26 protein-coding genes are annotated in these 25,133 nt (G+C 39.6%); 6 read left to right on the top strand and 20 right to left on the bottom strand.

Translation table 11 applies throughout. From position 1 onward, the window contains the following. Positions 1 to 68: 68 nt before the first annotated feature. Together J7I93_RS06950 and J7I93_RS06945 are read right to left on the bottom strand one after the other, a co-directional pair. Positions 69 to 1,490, bottom strand: a complete 1,422-nt coding sequence (locus J7I93_RS06950) for a stalk domain-containing protein (protein ID WP_214724633.1) — start codon at positions 1,488 to 1,490, stop codon at positions 69 to 71. 242 nt (positions 1,491 to 1,732) lie between these two features. After that, positions 1,733 to 2,044 carry a hypothetical protein gene (locus tag J7I93_RS06945; protein WP_214724631.1) on the bottom strand — a complete coding sequence of 104 codons (312 nt, stop codon included), beginning with the start codon at positions 2,042 to 2,044 and terminating at the stop codon, positions 1,733 to 1,735. Between the two features lie 157 nt (positions 2,045 to 2,201). Here J7I93_RS06945 and J7I93_RS06940 point away from each other — a divergent pair, with 157 nt between their 5' ends. Then, positions 2,202 to 2,591, top strand: a complete 390-nt coding sequence (locus tag J7I93_RS06940; protein WP_214724629.1) for a DUF7147 family protein — start codon at positions 2,202 to 2,204, stop codon at positions 2,589 to 2,591. Between the two features lie 99 nt (positions 2,592 to 2,690). On the opposite strand, the gene J7I93_RS06935 is transcribed toward J7I93_RS06940, so the two are convergent. From J7I93_RS06935 to J7I93_RS06915, 5 genes are all read right to left on the bottom strand, one after another. Further along, positions 2,691 to 2,966, bottom strand: a complete 276-nt coding sequence (locus J7I93_RS06935) for a YlbG family protein (protein WP_110065804.1) — start codon at positions 2,964 to 2,966, stop codon at positions 2,691 to 2,693. 358 nt (positions 2,967 to 3,324) lie between these two features. Beyond that, the gene (locus J7I93_RS06930) at positions 3,325 to 3,765 is read right to left on the bottom strand and encodes a YlbF/YmcA family competence regulator (protein ID WP_214724627.1); all 441 of its coding nucleotides are present in this window, start codon (positions 3,763 to 3,765) and stop codon (positions 3,325 to 3,327) included. Positions 3,766 to 3,823: 58 nt separating this feature from the next. Continuing rightward, positions 3,824 to 4,255, bottom strand: coding sequence for a hypothetical protein (locus J7I93_RS06925; RefSeq protein ID WP_214724625.1), 432 nt, complete (start codon positions 4,253 to 4,255; stop codon positions 3,824 to 3,826). A gap of 114 nt (positions 4,256 to 4,369) precedes the next feature. Then, complete coding sequence (locus J7I93_RS06920) at positions 4,370 to 4,612, bottom strand: YlbE-like family protein (RefSeq protein ID WP_214724623.1); 243 nt, start codon at positions 4,610 to 4,612, stop codon at positions 4,370 to 4,372. Positions 4,613 to 4,632: 20 nt separating this feature from the next. Next, positions 4,633 to 5,037, bottom strand: coding sequence for a YlbD family protein (locus J7I93_RS06915; protein ID WP_214724621.1), 405 nt, complete (start codon positions 5,035 to 5,037; stop codon positions 4,633 to 4,635). A 163-nt stretch (positions 5,038 to 5,200) separates the two neighbouring features. Here J7I93_RS06915 and J7I93_RS06910 point away from each other — a divergent pair, with 163 nt between their 5' ends. Together J7I93_RS06910 and J7I93_RS06905 are read left to right on the top strand one after the other, a co-directional pair. Next, positions 5,201 to 5,698, top strand: a complete 498-nt coding sequence (locus J7I93_RS06910; protein ID WP_214724619.1) for a PaaI family thioesterase — start codon at positions 5,201 to 5,203, stop codon at positions 5,696 to 5,698. Between the two features lie 15 nt (positions 5,699 to 5,713). Further along, positions 5,714 to 6,091: a hypothetical protein gene (locus tag J7I93_RS06905; protein ID WP_214724617.1), complete on the top strand. Its 378-nt coding sequence runs from the start codon at positions 5,714 to 5,716 to the stop codon at positions 6,089 to 6,091. 146 nt (positions 6,092 to 6,237) lie between these two features. Here J7I93_RS06905 and J7I93_RS06900 read toward each other — a convergent pair whose 3' ends face one another. From J7I93_RS06900 to J7I93_RS06890, 3 genes are all read right to left on the bottom strand, one after another. Next, positions 6,238 to 7,251 carry a CAP domain-containing protein gene (locus J7I93_RS06900; RefSeq protein WP_214724615.1) on the bottom strand — a complete coding sequence of 338 codons (1,014 nt, stop codon included), beginning with the start codon at positions 7,249 to 7,251 and terminating at the stop codon, positions 6,238 to 6,240. A 728-nt stretch (positions 7,252 to 7,979) separates the two neighbouring features. Further along, a complete protein-coding gene (locus tag J7I93_RS06895; RefSeq protein ID WP_214724613.1) occupies positions 7,980 to 8,411 on the bottom strand; it encodes a CBS domain-containing protein in 432 nt (143 codons plus the stop codon). A gap of 4 nt (positions 8,412 to 8,415) precedes the next feature. Beyond that, positions 8,416 to 9,054 (bottom strand): CAP domain-containing protein, encoded by a 639-nt coding sequence (locus J7I93_RS06890; RefSeq protein ID WP_214724611.1) that lies wholly within the window; start codon positions 9,052 to 9,054, stop codon positions 8,416 to 8,418. 244 nt (positions 9,055 to 9,298) lie between these two features. Here J7I93_RS06890 and J7I93_RS06885 point away from each other — a divergent pair, with 244 nt between their 5' ends. Next, a complete protein-coding gene (locus J7I93_RS06885; RefSeq protein ID WP_214724609.1) occupies positions 9,299 to 9,658 on the top strand; it encodes a YugN family protein in 360 nt (119 codons plus the stop codon). An 83-nt stretch (positions 9,659 to 9,741) separates the two neighbouring features. Here the strand turns inward: J7I93_RS06885 and J7I93_RS06880 are convergent, their stop codons facing one another. Beyond that, positions 9,742 to 10,092, bottom strand: coding sequence for an Asp23/Gls24 family envelope stress response protein (locus tag J7I93_RS06880; RefSeq protein WP_214724607.1), 351 nt, complete (start codon positions 10,090 to 10,092; stop codon positions 9,742 to 9,744). A 225-nt stretch (positions 10,093 to 10,317) separates the two neighbouring features. Between J7I93_RS06880 and ytvI the strand changes: the two genes are divergently transcribed. Further along, positions 10,318 to 11,376, top strand: a complete 1,059-nt coding sequence (gene ytvI / locus J7I93_RS06875) for a sporulation integral membrane protein YtvI (protein WP_214724605.1) — start codon at positions 10,318 to 10,320, stop codon at positions 11,374 to 11,376. Positions 11,377 to 11,710: 334 nt separating this feature from the next. On the opposite strand, the gene J7I93_RS25510 is transcribed toward ytvI, so the two are convergent. The 8 genes from J7I93_RS25510 to cyoE all read right to left on the bottom strand — a co-directional run bounded on the left by J7I93_RS25510 (position 11,711) and on the right by cyoE (position 19,851). Continuing rightward, positions 11,711 to 12,883, bottom strand: coding sequence for a GNAT family N-acetyltransferase (locus J7I93_RS25510; protein ID WP_214724603.1), 1,173 nt, complete (start codon positions 12,881 to 12,883; stop codon positions 11,711 to 11,713). A gap of 172 nt (positions 12,884 to 13,055) precedes the next feature. Beyond that, positions 13,056 to 13,523, bottom strand: coding sequence for a DUF420 domain-containing protein (locus J7I93_RS06865; protein WP_214724601.1), 468 nt, complete (start codon positions 13,521 to 13,523; stop codon positions 13,056 to 13,058). Positions 13,524 to 13,747: 224 nt separating this feature from the next. Then, on the bottom strand, positions 13,748 to 14,650 hold the full coding sequence (gene ctaG / locus J7I93_RS06860) for a cytochrome c oxidase assembly factor CtaG (RefSeq protein ID WP_214724599.1): 903 nt from the start codon (positions 14,648 to 14,650) through the stop codon (positions 13,748 to 13,750). Positions 14,651 to 14,858: 208 nt separating this feature from the next. Beyond that, positions 14,859 to 15,194, bottom strand: a complete 336-nt coding sequence (ctaF, locus tag J7I93_RS06855) for a cytochrome c oxidase subunit IVB (protein ID WP_110067833.1) — start codon at positions 15,192 to 15,194, stop codon at positions 14,859 to 14,861. Between the two features lie 4 nt (positions 15,195 to 15,198). Next, entirely contained in the window at positions 15,199 to 15,828 is a 630-nt protein-coding gene (locus J7I93_RS06850; protein ID WP_144542371.1) for a cytochrome c oxidase subunit 3, read from the bottom strand. Next, positions 15,828 to 17,696, bottom strand: coding sequence for a cytochrome c oxidase subunit I (ctaD, locus tag J7I93_RS06845; RefSeq protein ID WP_214987931.1), 1,869 nt, complete (start codon positions 17,694 to 17,696; stop codon positions 15,828 to 15,830). Before ctaD ends, J7I93_RS06850 begins: the two co-directional genes overlap by 1 nt. Before the next feature lie 28 nt (positions 17,697 to 17,724). Next, complete coding sequence (gene coxB / locus J7I93_RS06840; protein ID WP_214724597.1) at positions 17,725 to 18,801, bottom strand: cytochrome c oxidase subunit II; 1,077 nt, start codon at positions 18,799 to 18,801, stop codon at positions 17,725 to 17,727. A gap of 111 nt (positions 18,802 to 18,912) precedes the next feature. After that, positions 18,913 to 19,851, bottom strand: coding sequence for a heme o synthase (gene cyoE, locus J7I93_RS06835; RefSeq protein WP_214987933.1), 939 nt, complete (start codon positions 19,849 to 19,851; stop codon positions 18,913 to 18,915). 673 nt (positions 19,852 to 20,524) lie between these two features. Between cyoE and J7I93_RS06830 the strand changes: the two genes are divergently transcribed. Further along, positions 20,525 to 21,499 (top strand): COX15/CtaA family protein, encoded by a 975-nt coding sequence (locus J7I93_RS06830; protein ID WP_214724595.1) that lies wholly within the window; start codon positions 20,525 to 20,527, stop codon positions 21,497 to 21,499. 63 nt (positions 21,500 to 21,562) lie between these two features. Here J7I93_RS06830 and pyc read toward each other — a convergent pair whose 3' ends face one another. Next, positions 21,563 to 25,003, bottom strand: a complete 3,441-nt coding sequence (gene pyc, locus J7I93_RS06825) for a pyruvate carboxylase (protein ID WP_214724592.1) — start codon at positions 25,001 to 25,003, stop codon at positions 21,563 to 21,565. Positions 25,004 to 25,133: the final 130 nt, after the last annotated feature.

Raw genomic sequence — 25,133 nt, 5'->3', positions numbered from 1 at the left:
AGTAATTAAAACTAGTTTGTAAGCAAAAAACTTTGCGAAAACAGCCTATTTTTATCAGCTTTTTGGACTTATTTGGGGCTATTTGTTAATTTGATCATATGATCCCATTCTTCAACTGAAACATCAAAAAGGGATTGAAGCCATTGTACTTCGATAAACGCTGTCCCATTTAGATCGACTAATGGGTTTTCCAGCAGTCCATAATCTTCTTCATTATAAATGAATACATTTCTGTTTAAATAAAAACGATAGCTGTTATTTCCTTTTGTCAGCAGCAGCGTTTCCTCACCGGATAGAATCCTTACATCAAAACCCAAGGCCTCCATCGATGCTTTAAATGGCAGGAGCCTATGTCCTTTTTTATGGATTAATTTAAGGTCTTTTTGCTCCCTGCCTGATATAAACACTTTTTTACCATCATTAAAATAAAGAGGTACTAACGGCGCATTCAATTCTTTATTCAGAGTGAAAAAACGGGTAGAATGTCCCTTCAGATCGCTCAGGTTCTTGTCCAGTTTTTCAGTATTGAGTGAGTCTTCCATTGGCAATTTGTAAAAAAATTCCTGCAGTTCATCTTCGGCCATTTCTTTCTTTAATTCTCGAATTATCCAGTTCCCTTTTTCTGTATCAGCATTCTGCTCTATTGTATGAGATGCAAGTGCATCAATTAGCCAACCTTCTTTTGGCGGAAGAAAGCCAAATTTTTTTTCATAGGCCTGTATGATGAGCATTTTTTCAAGCTTTTCCACTTTAGTATTAGTGCCTGCTATAAGGATTCCTTTTCCATTCGACTCCTGATAGAGATCAGTAAGCACTACAGACATATATGGAATTTCACCTAGGGTACTTAGTTTTTCAAACTTTTGATTAAAGGCATGCTGGTTTTCCGAATAAATATCAACCGGATTTTTGCTTGTTTTTTTAAGAGGCTTCTGCTGCCAGTATAGTGAAGGTGTATTCCCTCTTCCTTCAAAAATATAATAATCAATATGTTTCATTTCTTTTTGTGCTTTTAAAGGGAACCCGGCTGCCCAAGAGCCGTTTCTTCTGAAGGAATCAGAAATCGTAATATGGGAACTGGCTACAATAAGGTCGGGGACGGAGACTGTCCAGTCATTTAACATAAATGCTTTTTGCCCCTTATTCATTGGCAGGACATATTCAAAAATCATCTGATTGTCATTTGAGAAAAAAGTATATGGATTTTCGTCCGCAGAATCACATGCTTCTTCATTGCCATTTTTGCACTTCCACTTAAAAAGTGAATCAGGGATTACCAGCCTATATTCTTTTTCGGGCAGGATACCTATGACCGTCTGTGTAATTTTCAGCTCATCTTCCAGAGATTCCACAGTAATTTGCTGATTGGCTCCCACTGTATGCTCCTTAGCCTGTCCAATTTGCCCAGAATAAACTTTCCACTGCCAGACAAGCATGCCCGAAATTGTTCCTGACAATATTAAAAAAATAAATAAAGATGCCCTCCACATTGGTATACCCTCTCTAGTTTCTTTTACCATAACAATACCAAAGGGAAGGACATCCGTCACATAAATTTTGTAATTAATGGAGGAATTTTTCTTATATTGTCCGGTGAATCATAATGATCCATGAGTTTCCCGTTATGTGTGCTTGGTTGCTGGTTTATGCGCGGATGCATAACTTTAACGCCGGGGCCTCCACACTGCTCGCAACTAAAAAATCTCCCTCCACGGTAAAACTTTTAGCTGCTTCACGCAAAATCCAGATCCAGGCCATCATCCAATAGGCTGCAGTTTTCTCCAATACTCATGCAAGTCTTTGCCCAGTCTTCCCTCGGTAATCCCTCAGCTGCAAGAAAACCCTCTAGTTCGCCTAACGTCATCGTAAACAGCTCTTTGTTGTGTACCATCAATAAACCTTTTGCACTAAGCGCAGCTATTATGGAGACAACAACAAAACCGTTCATTTCATAAATATGTTTCTTTTCTAATGGAGATATATCAGCCTTGATAAAGTAACTGGCACATAGGAGCAATGTCATTGAAAGAAAAAGGTAAAGCATGCAGTCTCTCTCCCCTCTGCTTTTTAGGTGCTACTTCTATTTTTATGCGGGAAATGATAAAGTATGGTTGGACATAAAGCATTTTATTTCAATATTTCAAATCAGGTTACAGGGCAGTAGAAGTAGAAGCCCTGAGTCTTTAAAGGAGGTACTATTTTTGATACAGCGTTTTATAGAAATTGGAGAAGGATATTCGGATATATATGAATTAATCGAGATAGCAAAGTCCAATCAGCACCGCCTGGCCCATATGGCAGCTTTCCATACCACCATTATTGATAAAGAAGTTACTTCTTTGGCAGTTATACTGAAACCCACTAATCCCGGAGATTTCCAGCCGCTATATTTTTGCAGAGAAGGAATTCCAAATCCAAATATAACACCGAATAAAAGATTTGATTTATTTTCGGAAACTGCAAGGTATCTCGAAAGGGAGATCATTCAGCTTAGCGTAAAGCCTTCCACTCTTTTTAATGAAAAGGAATTGTATTACCAGTATCTAATTGGAATCTTAAGGCTTAATCATTATATTGCGCCTCTCCAATAAAAAACTCCGGACGTATCCAGACGGCCGGAGCAGAAATTTTAGCGGAAAAACATTACTTTTTACTTTCTAACAAAAAGGCATGAGCTTTGCTCATGCCTTTTAGATACCCATCTTATAGTCATATTCCTTTGCCTTGTCAGGCTTTGAGTTTTCAAATTCCGTTTTAAGGAATGGTTTATAGGATGGCTCTACTTTTTTTACAAAGGAGTAGGAGTTGATTTTTTCCATTAAACCTTCTGTATCAGCAAGATCACAGTATAATACAACATATTTCAGCCTTTTGGACACATAATGGACATTTCCGAATCTTCTTAACATTTTTGCCTGCTTTAACGAATAAAGCCAGACTATTATTCCTTGCCTTTGACCCAGCATATATTTTTACCCCTTCAGCGAATCAATTGTTTTACTTAGTCTAGCATAGAAAAACAGCAGTTTTCAATGGTTATGGGCAATCAAGTTCTTTTTTGGATGGCTATGTTAAGCTTGCCTGTTAATTTCCGCTCCAGGTGCTCAGCGAACCGCGGGCGGTCCGACGCTCCTCGGTGCCTTTCGCCTGTGGGGTCTCCCTTTGATCCACACTCTCGAAGCCATTGAATACGCAGCCTGGAATAAACACCGCACAAATAAAATGCGAAACCATTTTCGAGGATCACGCACCTGCCGCACAAAATCAGCAGGGAGCTTTACACAGACTTTTGGATAACAAAAAAAACCAGCATTGGCTGGTTTTTTATGCTGAACATCCGCAGCTGCCACCGCTGCCGCAGCCGCCTCCGCAGCTGGATTCAAAGAATGGATTTCCAGTGGGGACCTTGATATGCTCTGAAACGGAGCGGCCAATCAATACGCTTACCTCATCAAGCAAATTTTGCAGGCCCGTTTCAGCCCTCCTGAACTCTGCCACATGGGTGTCCATATCCACTTCACGCTTAAGCTCCCGGATAGACATCATCACTTTTTTATATTCTGGATGATATTTGCCAAAACGCTGAACCTCTTCATAAAGTTCCTTCATTTTAACAAACTCCTGGATTTTTATTTGTGTCCCTCGGCTGTTCTTTAATTTATATAAACTTTTGCGGTAATGTTCCGCTTCCTCGGATTCAACGATCATTGCAGCTAACTCGTCAGCTTTGTCCAAAATAGCTATTCTTTCTAATGTAGCAAGCAAATAGCCCACCTCCGTTTCCTATTTTATCATGAAACGGAACAAAGCTAAAGCAAGGAAACTACGGGATGGATACATAAAATTCTCTTTTCAATTTTAAGGAAGGCTGTTTTTCTTTTACAAGCTCCAGCCTGATTCTGTGGTTACCTGAAGAAAGCCCCTTCACAATAAAAGCCGCTGAAGAAATTTCCTCTTTCTTAATTCCGTCCACATATAATAGTATTTTGCCTTTATCTTTAGCGGTCTGCCCACTAAACGAAACTCCTTGCAGGATACATTCTACAAGTACATCCTTCCCCCTCACTTGATGACGGACATAGAATGGATTCTTCGCATTGCTGCTTTCCACTCCTGAAACCGGCATATCTGTGGCAAGCTCTAATGTATTTACAGGCTCAACTTCCAATTTGGTTTCAGGCTCTGGAATATCTTTTTGGCAGGCTGCAAGAAGAAACAGGAAAAGTATTAAAGACAAGCATCTTATCCCTTTCATTATTTTCACTCCTAAAGTTGACTTCTATCACGATTTATAATAAATAGTGTTTGCACTGCCAGTCTTTTTTACTCCATAACATAATTAAAAGCTCTCTCGCTGGCGAGAGAGCTTTTAATTGGATTGTGAGTTCATTGCCTGGAACATACTCATCATCATCGAGGCCATTTGAACCCCATTGGTTAATTTCTCTACCTTATGGGGAATGGTCTTTTTATAATAGTGCAGAGCAGCCACTTCAAGGGATTGGATCTCGTGGGGATTTCTTGTTAAGGTTCTATACCAATGGGGCTGCTCCCGTATGAATTGCTTTAATTCCTTTTTCTGGTCAAGATAGTTGATAATATCTTTTCTCATTCTTTCGGTCCCCTCTGTTATTAATCTTTTCTAAATGTGAACGGATTATTTGGTTTCGGGTTTGCTGACTTGGAGCCACCGCCAGATTGCTGTCCCCCTTGAAACTGGGATATGACTCCCTGGACAGCTGACAGCGCCTGGCTTAGATTATTGATGTATCCCTGCATTTGATTGGCATCCATATGTTTAAGCGTCCCCATGATATTGCCCATCCAGTCGCTTTTCTTCTCTTCAGAATTTGTTTTTTCATCCTTGTTTTCATTAAATGGATACCATCTCGAGTCATCTTCCCCCAGAAGGTACCAATCCTCATATAAATCCTGCCATGTTGCATTACCCGATCGGACTTCCCTGATAATATGAGGATTCTGTTTCACAAACTCTTTAAACTTTTCAACAGAGGGATGAAGCTTTTTATTAGTCATGCCTATTTCACCTCATTCTGTTACAAATGCCTATAATACCATATGACCATGAAAGGAAAAGGTGAATGGCTTCTGTACCAAAGCCCTCAATAATAATAAATTCAAAAATTCTGCCATTAGTGTTACTATATGAATGCAGAAAGCAAATAAAGGGTGAATTTCTATGGATAAAGAACTAAAGGAATTATTCGATACATGTACAAAGCAGGCTACCGATGAAGATTTAGTGGTTTTAAGATCAATATTGCAGGGTTTTCAAAAAAAACAAACTGGACAAAACAGTTCATACATAGGGGGACTGCTGCAAATGGAGCGTTCTATAACTGAAGATGAATGCGTTTTAACCATACCCCTTACCCCGCTAGTGGATAATCCGCTTGGAATCCTTCATGGAGGGATTACTGCAACAGTTATCGATTCTGCAATGGGCACTCTTGCATCTTCACTGCTCCCTGAAGGATTCGGAGCAGTAACCACGCAGTTAAACGTACACTACCTTTCAGTCGGAAAAGGTGATTATGTGACATGCAGGGCGAATATTGACCACAAAGGAACAAAGAGCATGGTGCTATCTGCTGATGTCTTTAGGGCAGATGGAAGAAAGATTGCCCAGGCAACAGGCAGCTTTTTTATTATTGAAAAGAAAGGCGTCAACAAATAAAAAGCAGGTGGAAGCATGGTTACCGCTATCGTAATACCAATTATTTTCCTTTACTTTTATTGGCTGACAAAAAAAGAATTGCGTGAAAGCTATGAAAAGTGGTCAGATCTCAACAATGTTTCTGAAGAAGCCATTATCTCCGGGAAGATTGTCCATATAAGCGCATTCAAGCAAAGATATTATTATCACCGCTACGTACATGTTCTTGACTTGACCATTCAATCATCAGGCAATAAGCTGTTGAAGGTTAAAAAGAGAACTCCATTAATGAAAGATGCCGCATTGCCTTCTGTAAATGTTGGAGACACCGTACATTTATACGGAAATTGGAGGGAAGAATATTTCCATGTCAGCCGAATACTTGTTAAAGGAGAGTCCAATGCAAATAAATAAAGGCTCTTTTCTCATAGATTGTTGTTTTTTGTTAATGAATTCTGCCCGTTGATTTCCACTCCTCATTACTTGTTTAAAAAGCAACAAAGTTTGCGAAAACAGCCTAAATAAAAGAGCCTGATTAAATAGGCTCTTTTTAAATTTAATTAATCTTCATCCAACTTCCTGATGAAGTTTTGGGTATAATGCTTCTTATAAACTCCAACGCCAAGGTGTGTGAACTCTTCATTTAACAGGCTTTCTCGATGGCCCTTGCTATTAAGCCAACCCTCAACAACAGCCGGTGCATCCATATAGTTTGCAGCAATATTTTCTCCGGCAATTTTGTATAGCACACCTCCGGCCTCAAGCCGGTCGGCCAGCTCCCCGTAAGTTTTGGAAATATGGGAAAAATCTTTGCTTTTATACATATCCTTACTGTGTGCAAACGCAACATCGGCAGTCATTTTATCCCATTCCAGCGAACTTAGATTATGCCGCACTCTTAGTACATTTGTAAGATCCAGAATTTGCTGTTCCTTCCCTCTCTCCACTTCTTCTTCATAGGCAGGTGAAGGCAGGGGAGCTTCTAATAATTCTCCGCGGTAAACCATTTCATACGGCCGCATCTTTATTAAAGTTTCAGCATCCATTAACCTTACACTTGAGAGTGTTCCTGTAAATTTATCGATATTCAGCTGGGCATAATGGTCTCCAACCATGACCAGCGGCCTGGTATTAAGATCTTCTTCAGACAGTTCAAAACGGTAGGAGCTTTCCTTAAATTCAAGATTGATATTTGTCTCAACAAAAACGGATGAGTAAATTTCACCGACTGGCTGTCCGATTTTAAAAGGGCTGATGTCCAAATCTTCCCCAGTAGCAAAAATTGTGACCACTTTGTTGCCGCTAATGCCAACCTGGGCATACTTTGTATCGCTTTTATTATAAATCCACCATTCATAACCAAAAAAAGAAGGATCCACCCTGGAAGGCTCACCTAAACTTTCTTTAACCTCCTGAATAGATTTCCCCATCAGCCTGGCCAGACCGTTTTGAGGAATACCTGCATTTGAAGACATGTCAGGATTCATATCCTGCCCGAAATCCTTTAACGCCTCAGGCTGCGAATTTTCCTGGTTTACCAATATTTCTCCCTGTTCCTCACCGGCAATATCCATATAAAAACCAGCGGCAAGAAATATGGAGATCAATACTACTATTCGTAAAAGTGTCCGCAGAGAACGCGCCCTCCCTTCTATTAGTTATTCTATTTATGTATTTAAAGAGTATAACATTTACAATGTCTTATGTAATGTCCGCTGCGATATCAATTGACAAATATATCTCAGGCTTTTGTACTAATCATACCATTAGGTGTATCGTTTTTCTATTGTTTTTGGATTTGTTAAATTGCCTGGTGATTTACACTCCAGTCATTCGCTTTCTGTGTGCAGTCCGAATGCAGCCTCCTTGGCGTAAACGCCTGCAGGGTCCCCTTTTGACTCGCGTTTCCCCTTAGGAGTCCCGTGCTTTTTACTCCCATCAACTTGGCGCCAAAATCAACAATGAACTTTAACAAAGCTTTTTTTAAGGACTCTGTTAAATAGGCCTGTTTAATTCAGCACGAGGCACTCCCTTTCCACGGGCGGTCCGACGCTCCTCGTTGCTTTGCTCCTGCGGGATCTCCCTTTGATCCGCACTCCCGCAGGACTTTGAATAAGCTTTCTTGAGTAAACGTTGCACGAAGGAAATGCGAAGGCATTTTCGCGGGATTAGTGCCTTCCGCTCCAATCAACAGGGTGCTAAAACAACAATAAGCTTTAACAGAGCCATTTTATAAGACGATTTCTGACATTTAAACATTTAACCTGGGTAAGACAAAAAAAGAACACCAATTGGTGTCCTTTTAGTGCTGTGCTTCATTTTCATGTTTTGAGATATCGGAAAGAGCTTCTCCTGCCTGTTCATCTGTTAAATGACGAACAGCAAAGTCGCCAAGTGATACGATCCCCACAAGCTTGTCACCTTCCACCACAGGCAAGCGGCGGATTTGGTGCTCTGCCATCAAACGGGCAGCTTCTCTCGATTCTGTATCTTTATTAACTGTTACAAGATGGCTGCTCATTATGTCTTCGACTTTCGAAGAAGCAGGATGCTTTTCAGCCACACAGCGAAGGACGATATCGCGGTCTGTTATCATTCCGACAAGCTTATTATTATCAACAATTGGAATGGCACCTACATTTAACTCCTTCATCTTAACCGCAACTTCATATACATTATCCAAGAGCGAGCAGCTTTCAACATCGTCAGTCATAATATCACGAATTTTTTCCATGTTTTTATCCTCCTTCATTTTTCTCAACAATAAATATAGTCCAATAGTGCCCATGCAAACCGCCTTTTACATATCCAACTCCAATGTGTGTAGCCTTTTTATCCAGGATGTTTGCGCGGTGAATCGAAGAATTCATCCAGGCTGAAAACATTTCATCAGCTGACCTGTAGCCGGCCCCAATGTTCTCCTTCACTGTCAGGAAAGAAATTTGCTGATTCCTTAACATTTTTGTAGGATTTCCATATGTAGGAGAATTATGCGACACATATTCAAATTTCATCATATCCTGAGATTTTTGTTTAGCCACGCCAGTAAGCATCGAATCCATAACTAATGGCTTTAACCCTTTCTGTTTGCGTTCATCATTGGCAAGCTCCCATATGGTGCGCTCATCGGCAGCAATTTTTGGTGTGCCACTCCTCCCCGTTTGGCCAGGTATGAGTACAATTTGTCTCGGATATATAAAATCAGGGTTTTTAATATGAGGATTGCTGTTAATAATATCATTTAAATCTTTGTTGAATTTAACTCCTATTTTCCATAGCGTATCCCCTTTTTCCACCTTATACTCTGTAATAGCAGCAGCGGGCCCGGAAGCCAATAAGAATATGAATAAAGCTAGAGAAATCGTTCTTTTCTTCATTTCGTTTCTCCTTTCTCCTTGTTATGCTGTAAATTTATTTTGCATGTTGATAATAGAAATAAAATAAATAATTTTCCTGATTTCTCGCATTTACACTGATGATATATGACAGAACCATGTTTTCTTGCATGTATCCGTTGCATGTTACGCTTTTTTCTACTATTATTAAATTTGAGATAAACTTGTTTAAATTATGCATGGATCCGTTCAGCTGAACCATGGATTGTTTTCAGGAGGGACAATTATGAAATTTGAAAACACAGGTCTGGAAAATAAAAAAGCAGACTTAACCCGCTTAGATGAAGTGATGCTATCACACGGCCTTGTCCGTGAGGGCCAATGGGATTATGAAAGAGTTACATATGACCGAAAGTTCGAATTAAAAGAAGGAGTTTTTTACCTTCGTGTATTCGGATATGCAGTTGAGGGGGATGTAGGAGCACATAAAGCATTAATTCAGCTAATGACTCCACTTCTTGGTAAACATTATTACCCGCATGGAATTGAATATGGAGAAGGAGAAACCTTCCCGAATTCACTTGTAAAGCAGTGTGAAAAAATTCTTTCAGATATTAAAGCTGAAATCGATCAATTCGCGGTATAAATTTAAAAATGGAAGCTGTATAGCTTCAGAGCTGTTTTCACAGCAAAAGACGCATGGACACCATGCGTCTTTTTATACAATAATTACCGAAAATCCTCAAGGGATGAGTGATGTATTATTTTGTCTATAAATAGATCAACTCTTCTTACTTTAAGTCCTGTTAAGTGAATGATTTCATCCTTGATTTCTTTTTGAATCTTGGTTGTTTCCTCGATTATATTCATTCCCTTTTGTATGTTCATTTTTATTTTCAAATAAACTTCTGTATTCTTAAATGAGAGTGAAATATAATCAGGGCTTTTTTTAAAAAAAGAGAATTTATCACTTTTCACGGGAACCACACCTTCCCGTTCTTGTAAACTTGAGTCAACTATTGCTGAGATTATATCGCTCGCTGCCTTAATCGTTTCGAAGTCGAGATATTTATATCGCATCTTCTTCTCACTTCTTTCTGTCCGATTTATTTAAGTAATACCGAGCTATAATCTCTCAGTAAATAAATCATGTACATAACAGTTGTTTTTTATTGTTTCTAATATTAAATGCATAATATAATTGAAATGTTACTATTATTTTGGATGTTTTATTACTCTGGAATCTATGCTATTACATTGGCTGATGCTAGCTGCTTTTTAGGAGTTTGGAAAGGGGATCTATTTTTGTCTGCCATATTCACTAGACGATTTTTATTTATATTAATTGGCGCACTTCTCATCGCTGCCATATTCTACTTTATTTTGCCTGTATCTGTTCCATTGATCGTAGCCTTCATTACAGCTCTTATTCTGGAACCAATCGTAAAATTGCTTCGGGATAAAATAAAAATAAAAAGAAGATTATCCGTGCTGATTACTTTTATTGGATTTGTCCTTTTTATTGGTTTGACTGGCTATTTTATTACAACAAAGGTTATTACAGAGGCGATTAAGCTTATTGAAAATGCTCCTATGTACATTAACGAAATTACAAAAGCCTGGCTGCGGGCAGAGGCGGATTTTACGAATGCCGCTAAAGACCTTCCAAAGGATTTAGTTGATGAAATCAGCATGCAGGTCCAATCCTTCTTGAATAAAACAAAGGATGATCTTGTAGCTTATGTCAATATAGATAATCTAAAAGCATTATTGACTAATATTCCAAATTATCTTGTCAGTTTCATTGTGTATCTAATCGCATTGTTCCTATTTTTAATTGACCTTCCACGCTTAAGGAAAGGAATGTACAATCATCTTACAGAAAAAACTGCAGATAAAGTCAGATTCATGACTTCCAGGCTTACGTATGTTGGATTTGGCTTCTTTAAAGCTCAATTCCTTGTTAGTGTGATTATTTTTATCGTTTCCCTGATTGGGCTATTATTTATCAATCCAGAAGTAGCCTTGGTAATGGCGATCATCATCTGGGTGATAGACTTTATTCCGATCATTGGCTCCATTGTTATTCTTGGTCCTTGGGCACTTTTCCATCTCTTCACTGGAGATATCGCAATGGGAACAAAACTTGCCATTTTAGCAGCTATCCTATTAATTATTCGAAGGACTGTTGAACCAAAAGTAATGGGCACGCATATTGGATTATCTCCATTGGCAACTCTGATCGCCATGTATATCGGCTTAAAACTGCTGGGCATACTCGGGTTCATCATTGGTCCGCTTATGGTTATTGCGTTTAATTCTGCCAAAGAAGCCGGTTTAATTAAAATGAACTTTAAAATATAAGGCTCTTTTCGTATAGATTATTGTGTTGGACTATAAAACTTGCCCGTTAATTTCCGCTCCAGTCACGCAGCGAACCCGCGGGGAGGAACGGGAACCTCCTGTTGACTCGCTTCTCCCCCAGGAGTCTCGCCCCTTCCGCTCCAATCAACAGGGTGCAAGAATCAATATAAGCATATACACATCTAAGGTAAAAAAAAGAAGTAAATCGTCCTACCGAGTGTTATGCTGTCCATTTAAAATGACTCGAAAATGAAGAAAAAAAATCCCTAAATAAAAGCTGACATAAAAGAGTCGTCATTTAACGACCTTTTGAGTCAGCCTCTTTGCGTGTAATTTAAAAGAAGTCGTAAAAAAATGATTTTTGCTGCGGGATTTTTCTCTCAAGAGCCTCGACATCACTCCTTGGACCTGCAATTTCATCTAAGTCATATAATTCCAGCGGCCGTTTGTATCCAATGATAATTGCTGTTAGAGCATTTATAGACATATGCAGCCCTCTAGCAGCTGGCTTTGCACAGCGGCTCCCTTCTTTTTCCTTGAAAGGAGTTATACCATCGCCTGATATTAGATAGCTTCCAGTGTTCCATGGAGCATATGGATCCTCAATATGGATAAAAACTTTTTCTTGGTTATTATTAAATGTATATAGGTTCAAACAATTTTCCACATTTACGATTCTCCCCATAAAGTACGGGAAAACCTCCATCTTCAAATTAGGCTGAGGCAGGTAATATGGAAAAGGGTCATGTACAGAGGTAGTGAGCTTTACCTTCTCCACCATCGAATCATGCTGGCAGATGAAGTTCCATAAATTCACTCTGGCTTCGTGGTTTAGTGCCGTAAATTCTTCTACGTCCATTTTATGATCTTTTACTTTAAAAAGAAGGTAACCCTTCCCATCCCCTTTTTCATCATAATATACAGCTATCTGATAATCCGAGTAGACAAAGTTCTCCCACCAATAGGTATCTCTGATAAGCCCTCCAGAAAACTGCCCCATATATTCTTCGTAAATTTTTTCAATATCTTTGATATGCTGGCTTTTATTAAATCGTCTAATCGAGCCAGAAGATTTGCCCGCCATTTTTAAATCAATTTTATTAATTACAGTCTTCTTATAATCAGTAAATATTTCCCATCCGTATTTTCGATAAAATGAAATTTCAAAAGGATGCAAAAATGAAAAGATTTGCCCCTGCTCATCCATCTCAGCCAATGATTGTTTAATTAGCTGGCTGACGAACCCATTTCTTCTGTACTCAGGATAGGTTGCTACCCCAGCTAACCCTCCCATTTTCCAAGCTTGGCCATTAATATGGACGTTTAATGGAATGATGTGCAGTTTAGCTGCCAGGTGTTCTCCTTCCCATATCCCAAAAATTGTATGTTCCTTTAGCCTTTCCATCCGCTTTGGAATGTCATCTTCTGGAACATCGTACTGAAAAGCATACATGGAAAGTTTCATTGCTTCTAAATATTCTTTTTCTGCTAATTTCCTTACGTTCACTTTTTTCACTCCCGATTAATTTCATCCTGATAAAGATTCGCTATAGACCTGATAACTCCTTCCTAAACTATTGACTGGATTATGTGACCGGTTCAGCCGATGCAACTTTACTCAATGAAAAAACGTATATTTGCAAAAAAAATACCGCTTCAAAGCGGTATTCAATGCATTATTACGTTCCCAGTATTGCCTTAATAACAGATGTAGTCTCACCGCCGTGATAGAAAACATAAAGCAGCAAGTAAACAGCAACACCTGTAATCCCTGTGAAAAACCAGACAACACTTGTAATAGGTCCAAGTTTTCTATGTTTTTCCAATTTGTTTTTATAGCCGGTATAAAGGGATATAATTCCTAAAACAGCTCCCACAGTTGCAAGAGTGATATGGAAAATCAAGAAGATCGTATAATAAATTTTAATGTCATCGGGGCCGCCAAAAGCTGTATTGCCAATAAATATTGTTCTGCTGGCATAGATGATAAAGAAAATGACAGCGAGAACAGCCGCCAAAGTCATCGTTTTCTTATGGGCTTCAAGTTTTCTTTTGCTAATTTGTACCCAGCCAATCGCAACAGTAATTGCACTAAGCACAATGAATGTTGTACTGATTGTAGGCAGTATAGGTAATGAATATTCCATATAGTCTTCCTCTCTCCGGTTTTCGGTTGAAATTCAATATAGCTGCATCAAATAAATCACAAATTTAATTCTAGTAGAGTATTATGCTTTTTTCAACAAACAGCTTGTACTTTTAAGAAAAGTTCCTTAAATGTTCAATATTTATTAATTCTTATGTGATTAAACTCACTGCTCTATTGACAGAGAGTGCAAAAAAACTCCAGCATTTAAGCTGGAGTTTCCAATTATTTGATTGGCTGCGGATTAAGCATATGTTCTTTTTCAATTGGTGTTTCTTCTTGTTCTTTCTTATACCAGGCGAAGAATATCTGAGCCAAGACAATGCCATATACAATTTCCTGAATGATTTTCATGATAACGCCGCCCAGCTGCTGGTCATGGATAAGAGACATAGAATTAAACATTTCAGGTCCGCTTAGGTTAAGGCTTGCCAAAGTAGTAGATGGAACACATAACTGAAGTGCCTGCGCCCATGCATTAGGATCAGAGTAAGTATTGTACATCGGTGTATCTGCAAAAATAATCAGCGCGCATGCAGGCGTTAGCAAAACACCATTGGCAAATACGTACCCTACCTTCTTAAGTCCCCCTAACGTATCTCTTTCAGGCAGTTCATTCAGAATAGGCCACCACATAAAAGTTGCCAGCAGGAACAATATAGTCGTGTATGCTGTATGAAGCAGCATATCCGTTTTTACAATATCAAACACATCAGGTATATGGTAAATAGAAAATACGCCATTGAACAGGATAAGAGCTATGAGCGGCTTGGTAAAGAAATCAAATAAAGGTTTAACACCTTTATAATTTATTGCCGCGCGCCAAACCCATTGCGGGATACCTAAAATTACAAGCGGAGGAACGACTAAGTATAAGATAGCCATTTGAACCATATGTGCATAAAACATTAAATGGCCCATCAGGTCCACAGGAGAACCCTTGATGGCATATAGCACAGCCATTCCGGCAACAAAGTATACTCCCTGCCTTCTTGTCAAAGGCTCACTGTTTTTATATTTGGTGCGATACTTTACAGTTAATAAGTAATATCCTGCAAGAACAAGAAGCACAAATAAAAGGAAGAATGGACTCCAAAGCGCACGAAAACCGAATATTTCTAAAGACATGCCTATCACCTCATTCAGTATTACTCAATATCGCCAATCACTCTTTTAGTAACGGCTTTTCAACATATCTCTGCAATAACTGCAAATACATTTCCAATCATATTATACTCTCTTTCATCCACAATCTCAATGAAGTGCAACTCCCTATCATTTCCAAAACCTGCTTACATAAAAAGAAAATCGGCCGTTAGCCGATTTTCTCCTACGATTACCACCATATGACAGTCAGGAACGCAATGATTGTAATAAATCCGACTAATGCTCCGGAGTATAAGAACAATGCAGGTGCTTCGTGACCTTTATGGCTCATATGCATGAAATAATATAATTGGAAGATTACTTGCACGACTGCAAGAATCAAAATGAAAGGCACAATAAACCATGCCGAGAAACCTTCATAACCAGCTGCTACGAACGCAACAATTGTTAAGAAAATCATCATTGCAAAAGTGATAACTTGATGCTTCATCTCTTCCGCACTTTTTTTACGTCTATATTCAATGTCTACTCTTGGGTTTCCTGAGTTTGGTTGTTGATTTGCCATCAGATTATCCCACCATTCCCATTAAATATACTACTGTGAAGATGAATACCCAAACAACGTCAATGAAGTGCCAGTAAAGGCTTGCAACATAGAACTTAGGAGCATTGTAAAGGCTCAATCCTCTTTTGCTGTTGCGGATCATTAGAGTTGTGATCCACAGCAAACCAAATGCCACGTGGCCACCATGGAAGCCGACTAAAGTATAGAAGGCTGAACCAAATGCACTGCTGGTGAAGCTATGATGGAATTCATGCACATAATGATTGAACTCGTAAATTTCCAAACCTAGGAAACCAAGTCCTAGCAAAACTGTTATTCCAAGCCACAGCTGCATCTTTTTGAAATTAAAATTCTTCATATGATACATTGCATAAACGCTTGTTAACGAGCTAGTTAATAGAAGCATCGTCATCATAAACGCAAGAGGAATCTCAAATAGGTCTTTCGCCAGTGCCATATCACTGCTTGGTACTTTATCCTTCAAGGCAAGGTATGTTGCAAAGAGGGAGGCGAATAGAACTGTCTCTCCTCCAAGGAAAAACCAGAAACCTAAAAATTTATTCTTAGCCTCGAGGGTTTGCTTTTCAGGCGACGCCGGCCATGTTTCATAAGTCATTTTTTGTTCAGCAGCCATTATGCCTTAACCCCCTTATCATTATTATCTTCCAAATCTTCTTTATGAATGTGGTATCCATGATCATCCTTAATAGAACGGACAAACATAGAACCTAATGTAATCAGCATACCAATAATCAATACTGGAATTCCCCAGCTGTAGTCAGCTCTGTACATTGCACCAAAAGCAGCCACAAATAAGCCGAATGAGATAACAAATGGAATGAAAGAATTGTTTGGCATATGGATATCACCTAGTGGTTCAGCAGGTGACATTCCCTCTTTGCCGTCCATCTTCTCAAGCCAGTATGCATCAAGTCCGCGAATTAGCGGAAGCTGCTTAAAGTTATAGAATGGAGGCGGAGAAGGAATAGCCCATTCAAGCGTACGGCCATCTCCCCATGGGTCATTGCCAACCTTTTCGTTTTTAACAGTTGTTATAACAACATTGATTAACAATACAATCACTGCGACTGCCATGAAGAAAGCACCGATTGTACTTACAAGGTTAGCCGTCTCTAATCCTTGGCCAGGAAGGAATGTAAAGATACGGCGCGGCATTCCCCAAAGCCCTAAGAAATGCTGGATAAAGAATGTTAAGTGGAATCCGATAAAGAATAACACAAAGGTAATTTTACCAAGGAATTCGTTTAACATTGTACCGAACATTTTCGGCCAGTATAGATGTGCACCTGCAAATAATGCAAATACAACCCCGCCGACAATTACATAGTGGAAGTGGGCAACTACAAAGTAGCTGTCATGGTACTGATAATCCTGTGCTGCAGATGCAAGCATAACACCAGTAACACCGCCGGCTACGAATGAAGGGATAAATGCAACAGCCCAAAGCATTGGTGTTGTAAACGTAATGCTTCCGCCCCACATTGTAAATAACCAGTTAAAGATTTTAATACCAGTTGGTACGGCAATAGCCATTGTTGCTACTGCAAAGATTGCGTTCGCAATTGGACCCATTCCAGTTGTAAACATATGGTGAGCCCAAACCATGAATCCTAAGAAACCGATAAGTACTGTTGCGAATACCATGGAAGAATATCCGAACAGGCGCTTTCTTGAGAAGATCGCAAAAATCTCGGAGAAGATACCGAATGCCGGCAATACCAAAATGTAAACTTCAGGGTGACCAAAAATCCAGAAGAAGTGCTCCCAGATTATTGTGTTTCCTCCCATAGCAGGATCAAAGAAATTGGATCCAAACATACGGTCAAAGATTAGCAAGAATAAACCTACTGTTAAAGCAGGGAATGCAAAAAGAATTAATGCTGACGTTACAAACGTCGCCCAAGTAAACATCGGCATGCGCATATAAGTCATTCCAGGAGCACGCATGTTAATGATGGTAACAAGGAAGTTGATACCCCCAATTAACGTACCCGCACCTGAGATCTGCAATCCAAGTGCATAGAAGTCAATTCCATGGCCTTCAGAAGCAATTGATAGAGATGCATAGGAAGTCCAGCCGGCATCAGGTGCTCCTCCTAAAAACCATGAAAGGTTCAAGAAAACTCCACCAAAGAAGAACAGCCAGAATCCTAAAGAATTCAAGAATGGAAATGCAACGTCACGCGCACCAATCTGAAGTGGCATTACGGCATTCATAAATGCAAATATAAGTGGCATAGCCGCCAAAAATATCATCGTTGTACCGTGCATTGTTAGAATTTCATTATACAACCCGGCACTTACAAAATCATTGTTTGGTACTGCTAGCTGGATACGGATGAACATGGCTTCCAAACCGCCAAGCAAGAAGAAAAATCCGCCCGCTATAAGATAAAGGATTGCGATTTTTTTATGGTCAACTGTTGTTAAATAGTCCCATAAAGTCGCTCCAAAACCTTTTTTCTGTGCTAAGGTACTCACAATTTTACCTCCCTTTTCAAAAAATCCCCTATTGTTCCATAACCTTTAAGCCCATTAAGTATTCTGCAAGAGCATCAAGCTCTTCTTCAGTCAACTCGCCATAAGTTCCAGTCATTTTGTTGCCAGGTTTAAATGTTTCTGGATCTCTTAACCAATCCTTTAGATCTTTTTCAGTGTGATCAAGGATACCGGCAATACGCTCACGGTCACCAAAGTTAGTTAAGTTTGGAGCTAAACGAGCTGCTTCTGGAGCAGTGTTTGCTGGTGTTACAGCATGACAGCCGATACAGCTGTTATTAAATACTTCCTGTCCAGCTTGCGCAAGATCAGTTTCAGCCTGCTTAGGCTCTTTTACATCCTGCATTGCAGTTACCCACTGATCAAACTCTTCACTTGGAACCGCTTTAACTTTGAAATCCATCAAAGCATGGGAAGGTCCGCAAAGCTCTGCACACTTACCATAGAATAAGTTGTTAGCCTCATCAGCCTTTTCGCCATCAAACTTCAGCCAGAATTTATTCACATTATCTGTGTTTGTATCCAGCTTTCCGCCAACAGCAGGAATCCAGAATGAGTGCTTAACATCAGACGCAATTAGGTTGAAATAAACTTTTTGGTCAGTTGGAACAACTAGTTCCTGTCCAGTGATAATTTCCTGGTTTGGATATTCAAACTCCCACCAGTATAGGTTAGCACGCACATTGACAACAAGTGCATCTGTTTTGCCTTCTTCATTCTTCTTTTCCATTTCACTTACGTCTGCAAGCTTAAAGGTAGCTGAAACTGTTGGTACAGCAAGAATAAGAAGCAAAAGAATAGGAATGACAGTCCAAATAATTTCAAGTTTGTGGCTTCCTTCAACTTGTTTCGGAATTCTGTCGTCTTTGCGGCGGAATTTAAAAACAACAATAAAGAAGATTACTGTTACTACGGCAATTACCCCCACCATAATTGCAGTACTTAACACCATTAGATCAAATTGTGTTTGCGCCACTTCGCCAGCAGGATTTAGCGTAGATAAATACGGTTTACCGCTGCACGCGGATAGAACGAGCGCCATCACCGCAAACAGAGAAAAAAGACGCCACTTTGCAAGCCTTTTCATAGCTTAATCAAACCCCTCTTTCGTAAAAATTTCATTTTTTGAATTGTTTGATCAAAAAATATGGATAAATCCCCTCTCGTAACTAGCGAAAGTAAGAATTTCCTAACAAAATTAAATAAGTGTGATGATTACCATAGCTACAAACATGATAGTCAGATATTGTAATGAGTATACAAACATTAATGTAGCCCATTTAATATCGTCATTAAACTTTCTGGCATAAATGCCTGTTAAGATCCAGCCAACATTCAAGATGGTTGCTAGAATCATAAATGCCAAACCAAGTGAAGGCATAAGGAATGGCAGCGGCAATAATGCAGCAACCCAGATATAAATATGCCTTTTTGTAGCTTCAAAACCTTTTACAACCGGAAGCATTGGTACTCCTGCCGCACGGTATTCCTCCACTCTTCTCATCGCAAGTGCGTAAAAGTGGGGAGGCTGCCAAATAAATACGATTGCGAATAGCACCCATGCCATAGGGTCGAGGCTGCCATCCACAGCTGCCCATCCAATTAACGGCGGCACAGCACCGGATATACTGCCCACAATTGTGTTGGAAACAAATCTGCGCTTTGTCCACATTGTATAAAGGACAACATAGCTAAAAACGCCAATTAATCCGATTACAACTGCTGTTGCTGTCGTAAACATAAGAAAGGCAGTCCCAAGGCCAATAAGCAGAAAACTTAAAAGCGCAACCTTTGCAGGATTCACTTTCCCCGTTACAGTCGGCCTGCCTTTGGTTCTTTCCATTAATGGATCAATATCGCGGTCAATATAATTATTGAGACTGCAAGAGCCAGCTATAATCAGTGAAGAACCAATTAATGTGTAGAAAACCAGGTCTAGATTATTGAAAAATCCTTTGCCGGAAAAATGCAATGCTAGCCAAACACCGGTAAAGGTTGTTATCAGATTGGAATTTACAATGCCTATTTTAATCAGCGCAAGAAAATCCTTCCAGACTGTAGTCTCCGGTATATCATTTTGAAGGCTTCGCTCACTGTCTTCAATGGCAGCTTCACTCAAAGCCCGTGAGTTAGACATATCTTTTCCTCCTTTATCCCTTATCACAAACAAAGCTATTTTAACACTACAACTACTATATAGCATAATTGCTTTCAAAGCCATATTTGCAATAAAAAACGAGGGGTTCACCCTAAATAAATAATTATCACCGAAATAGTTTTCTACTATTTACAATGTAATTAAACAGTTTATTATTCAAATAAAAAATAAACCTTTCTTCTGTATATTAAATCACACTTTAAAACTCTTTTGTGAATTTTTTTAGAATAATTTATGACTAATTTGTGTCAAAAATTAAATATGCTTAAAGAAAGGTTGTTTTTTTGAGATAATAAACTTGCAGAAAACTTTAAGGAGTAAAGATTTTAACTCACCATTATGTATCTGGCCAAGGGGGAACCATTAATATTTTCCGCGACAAGAATATCCATATTTATACCCCCTATATATTTCTAGCAAACTCCAATCCAAGTTTCAACCTTTTTTACTATAATTACGTTTATAAATTTTTATAAGTGTTGTAAAAAAAGCTTTATTCCTGTACTATCGAAAAAGTAAATGGAGCAACAATCCTATCTGGTTTTTTAGAGAATTTTTGTTAAGATAGAATACGGATAATTAATAGAAAAGAAATTCTATTCTATATGGTCAAACAAAAGCAAAACGAATATGACAAAGAAGGTGAAAGGCTTTGCAACGATCTTTAAAGTGGTTTGCTGTATTAACCACAATCGGCATGCTTTTAATATTGTTAGGCGGTGCGCTTGTTACTAAAACAGAATCAGGAATGGGTTGCGGAAAATCCTGGCCGCTGTGCAATGGAGAGTTCGTTCCAAGCGATATCACTCCTGAGCTGGTTATAGAACTTGCTCACAGGCTGGTTTCCGGTTCGGTTGGGATTATGGTTTTGATTCTATCTGTATGGACTTGGAAAAAAATGGGTCACATTAGAGAAACTAAATTTTTGTCGCTGACATCTTTTTTCTTTCTCGTTCTGCAGGCATTGATTGGCGCGGCTGCCGTGGTCTGGGGACAATCGGATTTCGTACTTGCCCTTCATTTCGGCATTTCCTTAATATCTTTTGCAGCAGTACTTCTTCTGACCTTGCTTATTTTTGAAGTTGACAAGAAATTTAAGGCTGAGAAACTAATCATTGATAAAAGAATGAGGAAGCATATAATAGGCGTATCATTATATAGCTATGCCGTAGTCTATACAGGAGCTCTTGTCCGCCACGTTAATGCCAGCCTGGTTTGCCGTGATTGGCCGCTTTGTATTAATGGAGCCTTTACACTTCCTGGAAACATGTATGAGTGGGTGCAAATGGGCCATAGAGCCGCGGCAGGATTAATCTTCATCTGGATTGGCTATATTACCTATCTCGCAATAAAATATTATAAAGACCAGAAAGTTATTTACTGGGGATGGATCATTTCATTTATACTAGTATCCCTGCAGGTTGCAGCGGGCGCCCTGGTAGTCATTACCAGACTTAATTTATATATAGCATTAGCACATGCATTCTTTATTTCTTGCTTATTTGGGGTATTAAGCTATTTCATCCTTTTATCATCCCGAAGCAAAAAGAATGAGCTCGCCATTGAAAAAGTGAAGAAGGAAGAAAAGCAAGGAGCATCAGTATCTCCCGTGACGACAATCACGTAGCAGGAAAAGCTGCTAATAAACATAAAAAAGAGCTTCGGCATTGGCCAAAGCTCTTTTTTATGTTTATTTTGTTATTTCAATCAAAAGATCGCCAGTTTGTATAGCTTCACCATTCCCCACGTAAATGTCTTTTACTGTTCCTGAAGATGGTGCCTGTACAGTTGTTTCCATTTTCATCGCTTCTGTGATCATTAAATGATCGCCTTTTTCCACTTTCTCTCCCTTTTCAACGACTACCTTTATTACTGTTCCAGGCATGCTGGCAGCAATATGGGCTTCATTATGAGGGTCTGCTTTAACTTTTGAAGCAACGGTTGCTTTAATGCTTTCATCCTTTATACTAACTTCACGAGGCTGTCCATTCAGCTCAAAATAGACAATCCTTGTGCCATCTGCCTGAGGCTGACCGATAGAAACCAATTTAACAATTAATGTTTTTCCTGTTTCAATCTCAATTTCCACTTCTTCTCCAAGCCTTAACCCATAAAGGAATGTTGGAGTATCCAAAACAGAAACATCACCAAATTGATCGCATGTTTTTACATAATCCATAAATACTTTTGGATACAAGGCATAAGCAATTGCTTCAAAGCTTGTTACCTGCCTTCCCAGTTCCTTAAAGAGTTTTTCTTTCAAAGCATTAAAATCAACATCCTCTAACAGCTCGCCCGGGCGAACTGTTAGAGGCTCTCTATCTTTTAGGATCACCTTTTGGAGCTCCTTAGGGAAACCTCCATATGGCTGTCCTAAATATCCCTCAAACAATTCAACTACTGAGTCAGGGAAATCAAGTGACTGCCCTTTATTTATTACGTCTTGCTCTGTAAGCTTATTTTGGACCATAAACAGAGCCATGTCCCCTACTACCTTTGAGGAAGGTGTTACCTTAACGATATCCCCAAACATATGATTCACTCGGGAATACATGTTCTTTACTTCATCCCACTTATCGCCAAGGCCTACAGCTTTAGCCTGCTGCTGCAGATTACTGTACTGTCCGCCTGGCATCTCATGCTGGTAAATCTCTGAATGAGGAGCCTTCATGCCGCTTTCAAAGTCCTGATAATATTTGCGGACATCTTCCCAATAATAAGACAACTGTTCAAGCGCCTGAATATTGACATTCGGTTTGCGGTCAGTTCCCTCCAATGCATAATAAAGGGAGTTCGCACTTGGCTGTGAAGTTAATCCGGCCATCGTGCTCAATGCTGTATCGACAATATCAACTCCGGCTTCGATGGCTTTTGCATATGTGTAAATTCCATTTCCGCTTGTATCATGCGTATGAAGATGGATCGGAATGTCCACCGTTTCTTTTAGTTCAGAAATCAGCCTGTAAGCCGACTGGGGCTTTAGCAGTCCAGCCATATCCTTTATAGCAAGTATGTGAGCTCCCTGGTTCTCAAGCTCTTTGGCAAGATCCTTGTAATAATTCAGATTATACTTGGTTCTCGCTGGATCGGAAATATCACCTGTATAGCACATGGCAGCTTCAGCAATCTTGCCGCTCTGGCGGACAGCATCAATTGCGACTTCCATGCCCTTAACCCAGTTAAGACTGTCAAATATCCGGAATACATCAATTCCTGCATATGCAGATTTTTCAACAAATTCCCTAATAACATTGTCCGGATAGTTTTTATATCCTACTGCGTTGGAGGCACGAAGAAGCATTTGGAAAAGCACATTCGGCATTCTCTCTCTCAATGTGAGCAACCTTTCCCAAGGGTCTTCCTTCAGGAATCTGTACGCCACATCAAAAGTAGCTCCGCCCCACATTTCATACGAGAACATTTCCGGAAGAAGCTTTGCCGTAGGCTCTGCAATACTCTTCAAATCATTGGTTCTTACGCGTGTTGCAAGCAATGATTGATGTGCATCACGGAAAGTTGTATCAGTTAGAAGAACTTCCTTTTGTTCTTTAATCCATTTTACAAGGCCCTCAGGACCAAGTGAATCCAATATCTGCTTTGTACCGTCCTGGAAGGCTGTGCTGTATTTCATTTTAGGCGTTCTAGGCTCGTCAAAAACAGGTCGTTTTTTCTTTTCAACTCCCGGAAAACCATTGACTGTTACATTCCCGATGTAGCTGAGCATCTTTGTACCTCTGTCTTTCCTTTTCGGGAATAGGAAAAGTTCAGGTGTTTCATCAATAAAGGAAGTATCATATTCTCCCTTCAAGAATTTTTCATGCTTAACCACATTTTCAAGGAAAGGAATATTAGTTTTAATACCGCGAATACGAAATTCTTGAAGATTCCGGACCATTTTGGATGCTGCCTGCTGGAAAGTCATCGCATGAGTCGACAATTTTACCAGTAGGGAATCATAGTATGGGGTGATAACCGCACCCTGGAAGCCATTCCCCGCATCCAGGCGGACACCAAATCCGCCGCCGGATCGGTATGCCATTAATCTTCCTGTATCAGGCATAAAGTTATTTAACGGATCTTCAGTCGTAACACGTGACTGAATGGCAAACCCGTGAATGTGGATGTTTTCTTGTGTTGGCACTCCCACTTCTTTGCTATGCAAAGAGTGGCCTTCTGCAACAAGTATTTGCGTCTGTACAATGTCAACCCCTGTTACCATTTCGGTGATCGTATGCTCAACCTGTACTCTCGGGTTAACTTCTATAAAATAAAACTGGTCTTCGGATACAAGGAATTCTACTGTCCCTGCATTTATATAATCAACATTCTTCATTAGGTTGACTGCTGCCAGGCAAATTTCATCCCTCAACGTTTCAGATAGGGAAACGCATGGCGCCACCTCTACAACCTTCTGATGACGTCTTTGTACGGAACAATCTCTCTCATATAAATGGACGATATTCCCTTCACGGTCTCCTATGATTTGAACCTCAATATGCTTCGGTCTTTCTATGAATCTTTCAACATATACTTCATCATTTCCAAATGCTGCCTTGGCTTCTGATTTTGCACGTTCGTAGGACTCCTTTACTTCCTCAAGGCTTCTCACTATGCGCATGCCTCTTCCGCCGCCACCGAGGGAGGCTTTAATAATGATAGGGAATCCATGACTTTTTCCAAAGCTAATCACTTCTTCTAGGCTTTGTACTGGCCCGTCACTTCCAGGGATAACCGGAATTTCAGCAAGCTGTGCCTGTGTTCTGGCTTTAACCTTATCTCCGAACATATCTAAATGCCTGGATGAAGGACCAATAAAAATAATGCCCTCTTCCTCGCATCGTCTGGCAAATTCAATATTTTCGGATAGGAATCCATATCCTGGATGAATTGCATCAACATCGCTATTTTTAGCAATTGCAATAATTCCTTCTATATCCAGATATGCATCAATCGGCTTTTTGCCTTCCCCTACCAGATATGCTTCATCAGCTTTATAGCGGTGATAAGATCCTGAATCTTCTTTTGAATAGATTGCTACCGTACGGAAATCCAGCTCTGTGCAAGCACGGAATACGCGGATAGCAATTTCTCCTCTGTTAGCTACTAAAACTTTGTTAATTCTTCGGCTCAAGAAAAACACCCCGTCTTTATGTATTTTTAATAATATTCTGCCAAATTCAGGCTGTATCAGGGTGGGAAAACCCACCCGTTGCTGACCTGAATTTCTATGATTGGCACCCTGCAGTTTATTGCAGAACACC

The sequence above is a fragment of the Bacillus sp. ISL-47 genome, from assembly GCF_018613175.1.
Taxonomy (GTDB): domain Bacteria; phylum Bacillota; class Bacilli; order Bacillales; family Cytobacillaceae; genus Cytobacillus.
Note: the sequence above shows the minus strand (reverse complement) of the source record. Positions and strands in the feature narration are given on the sequence as shown.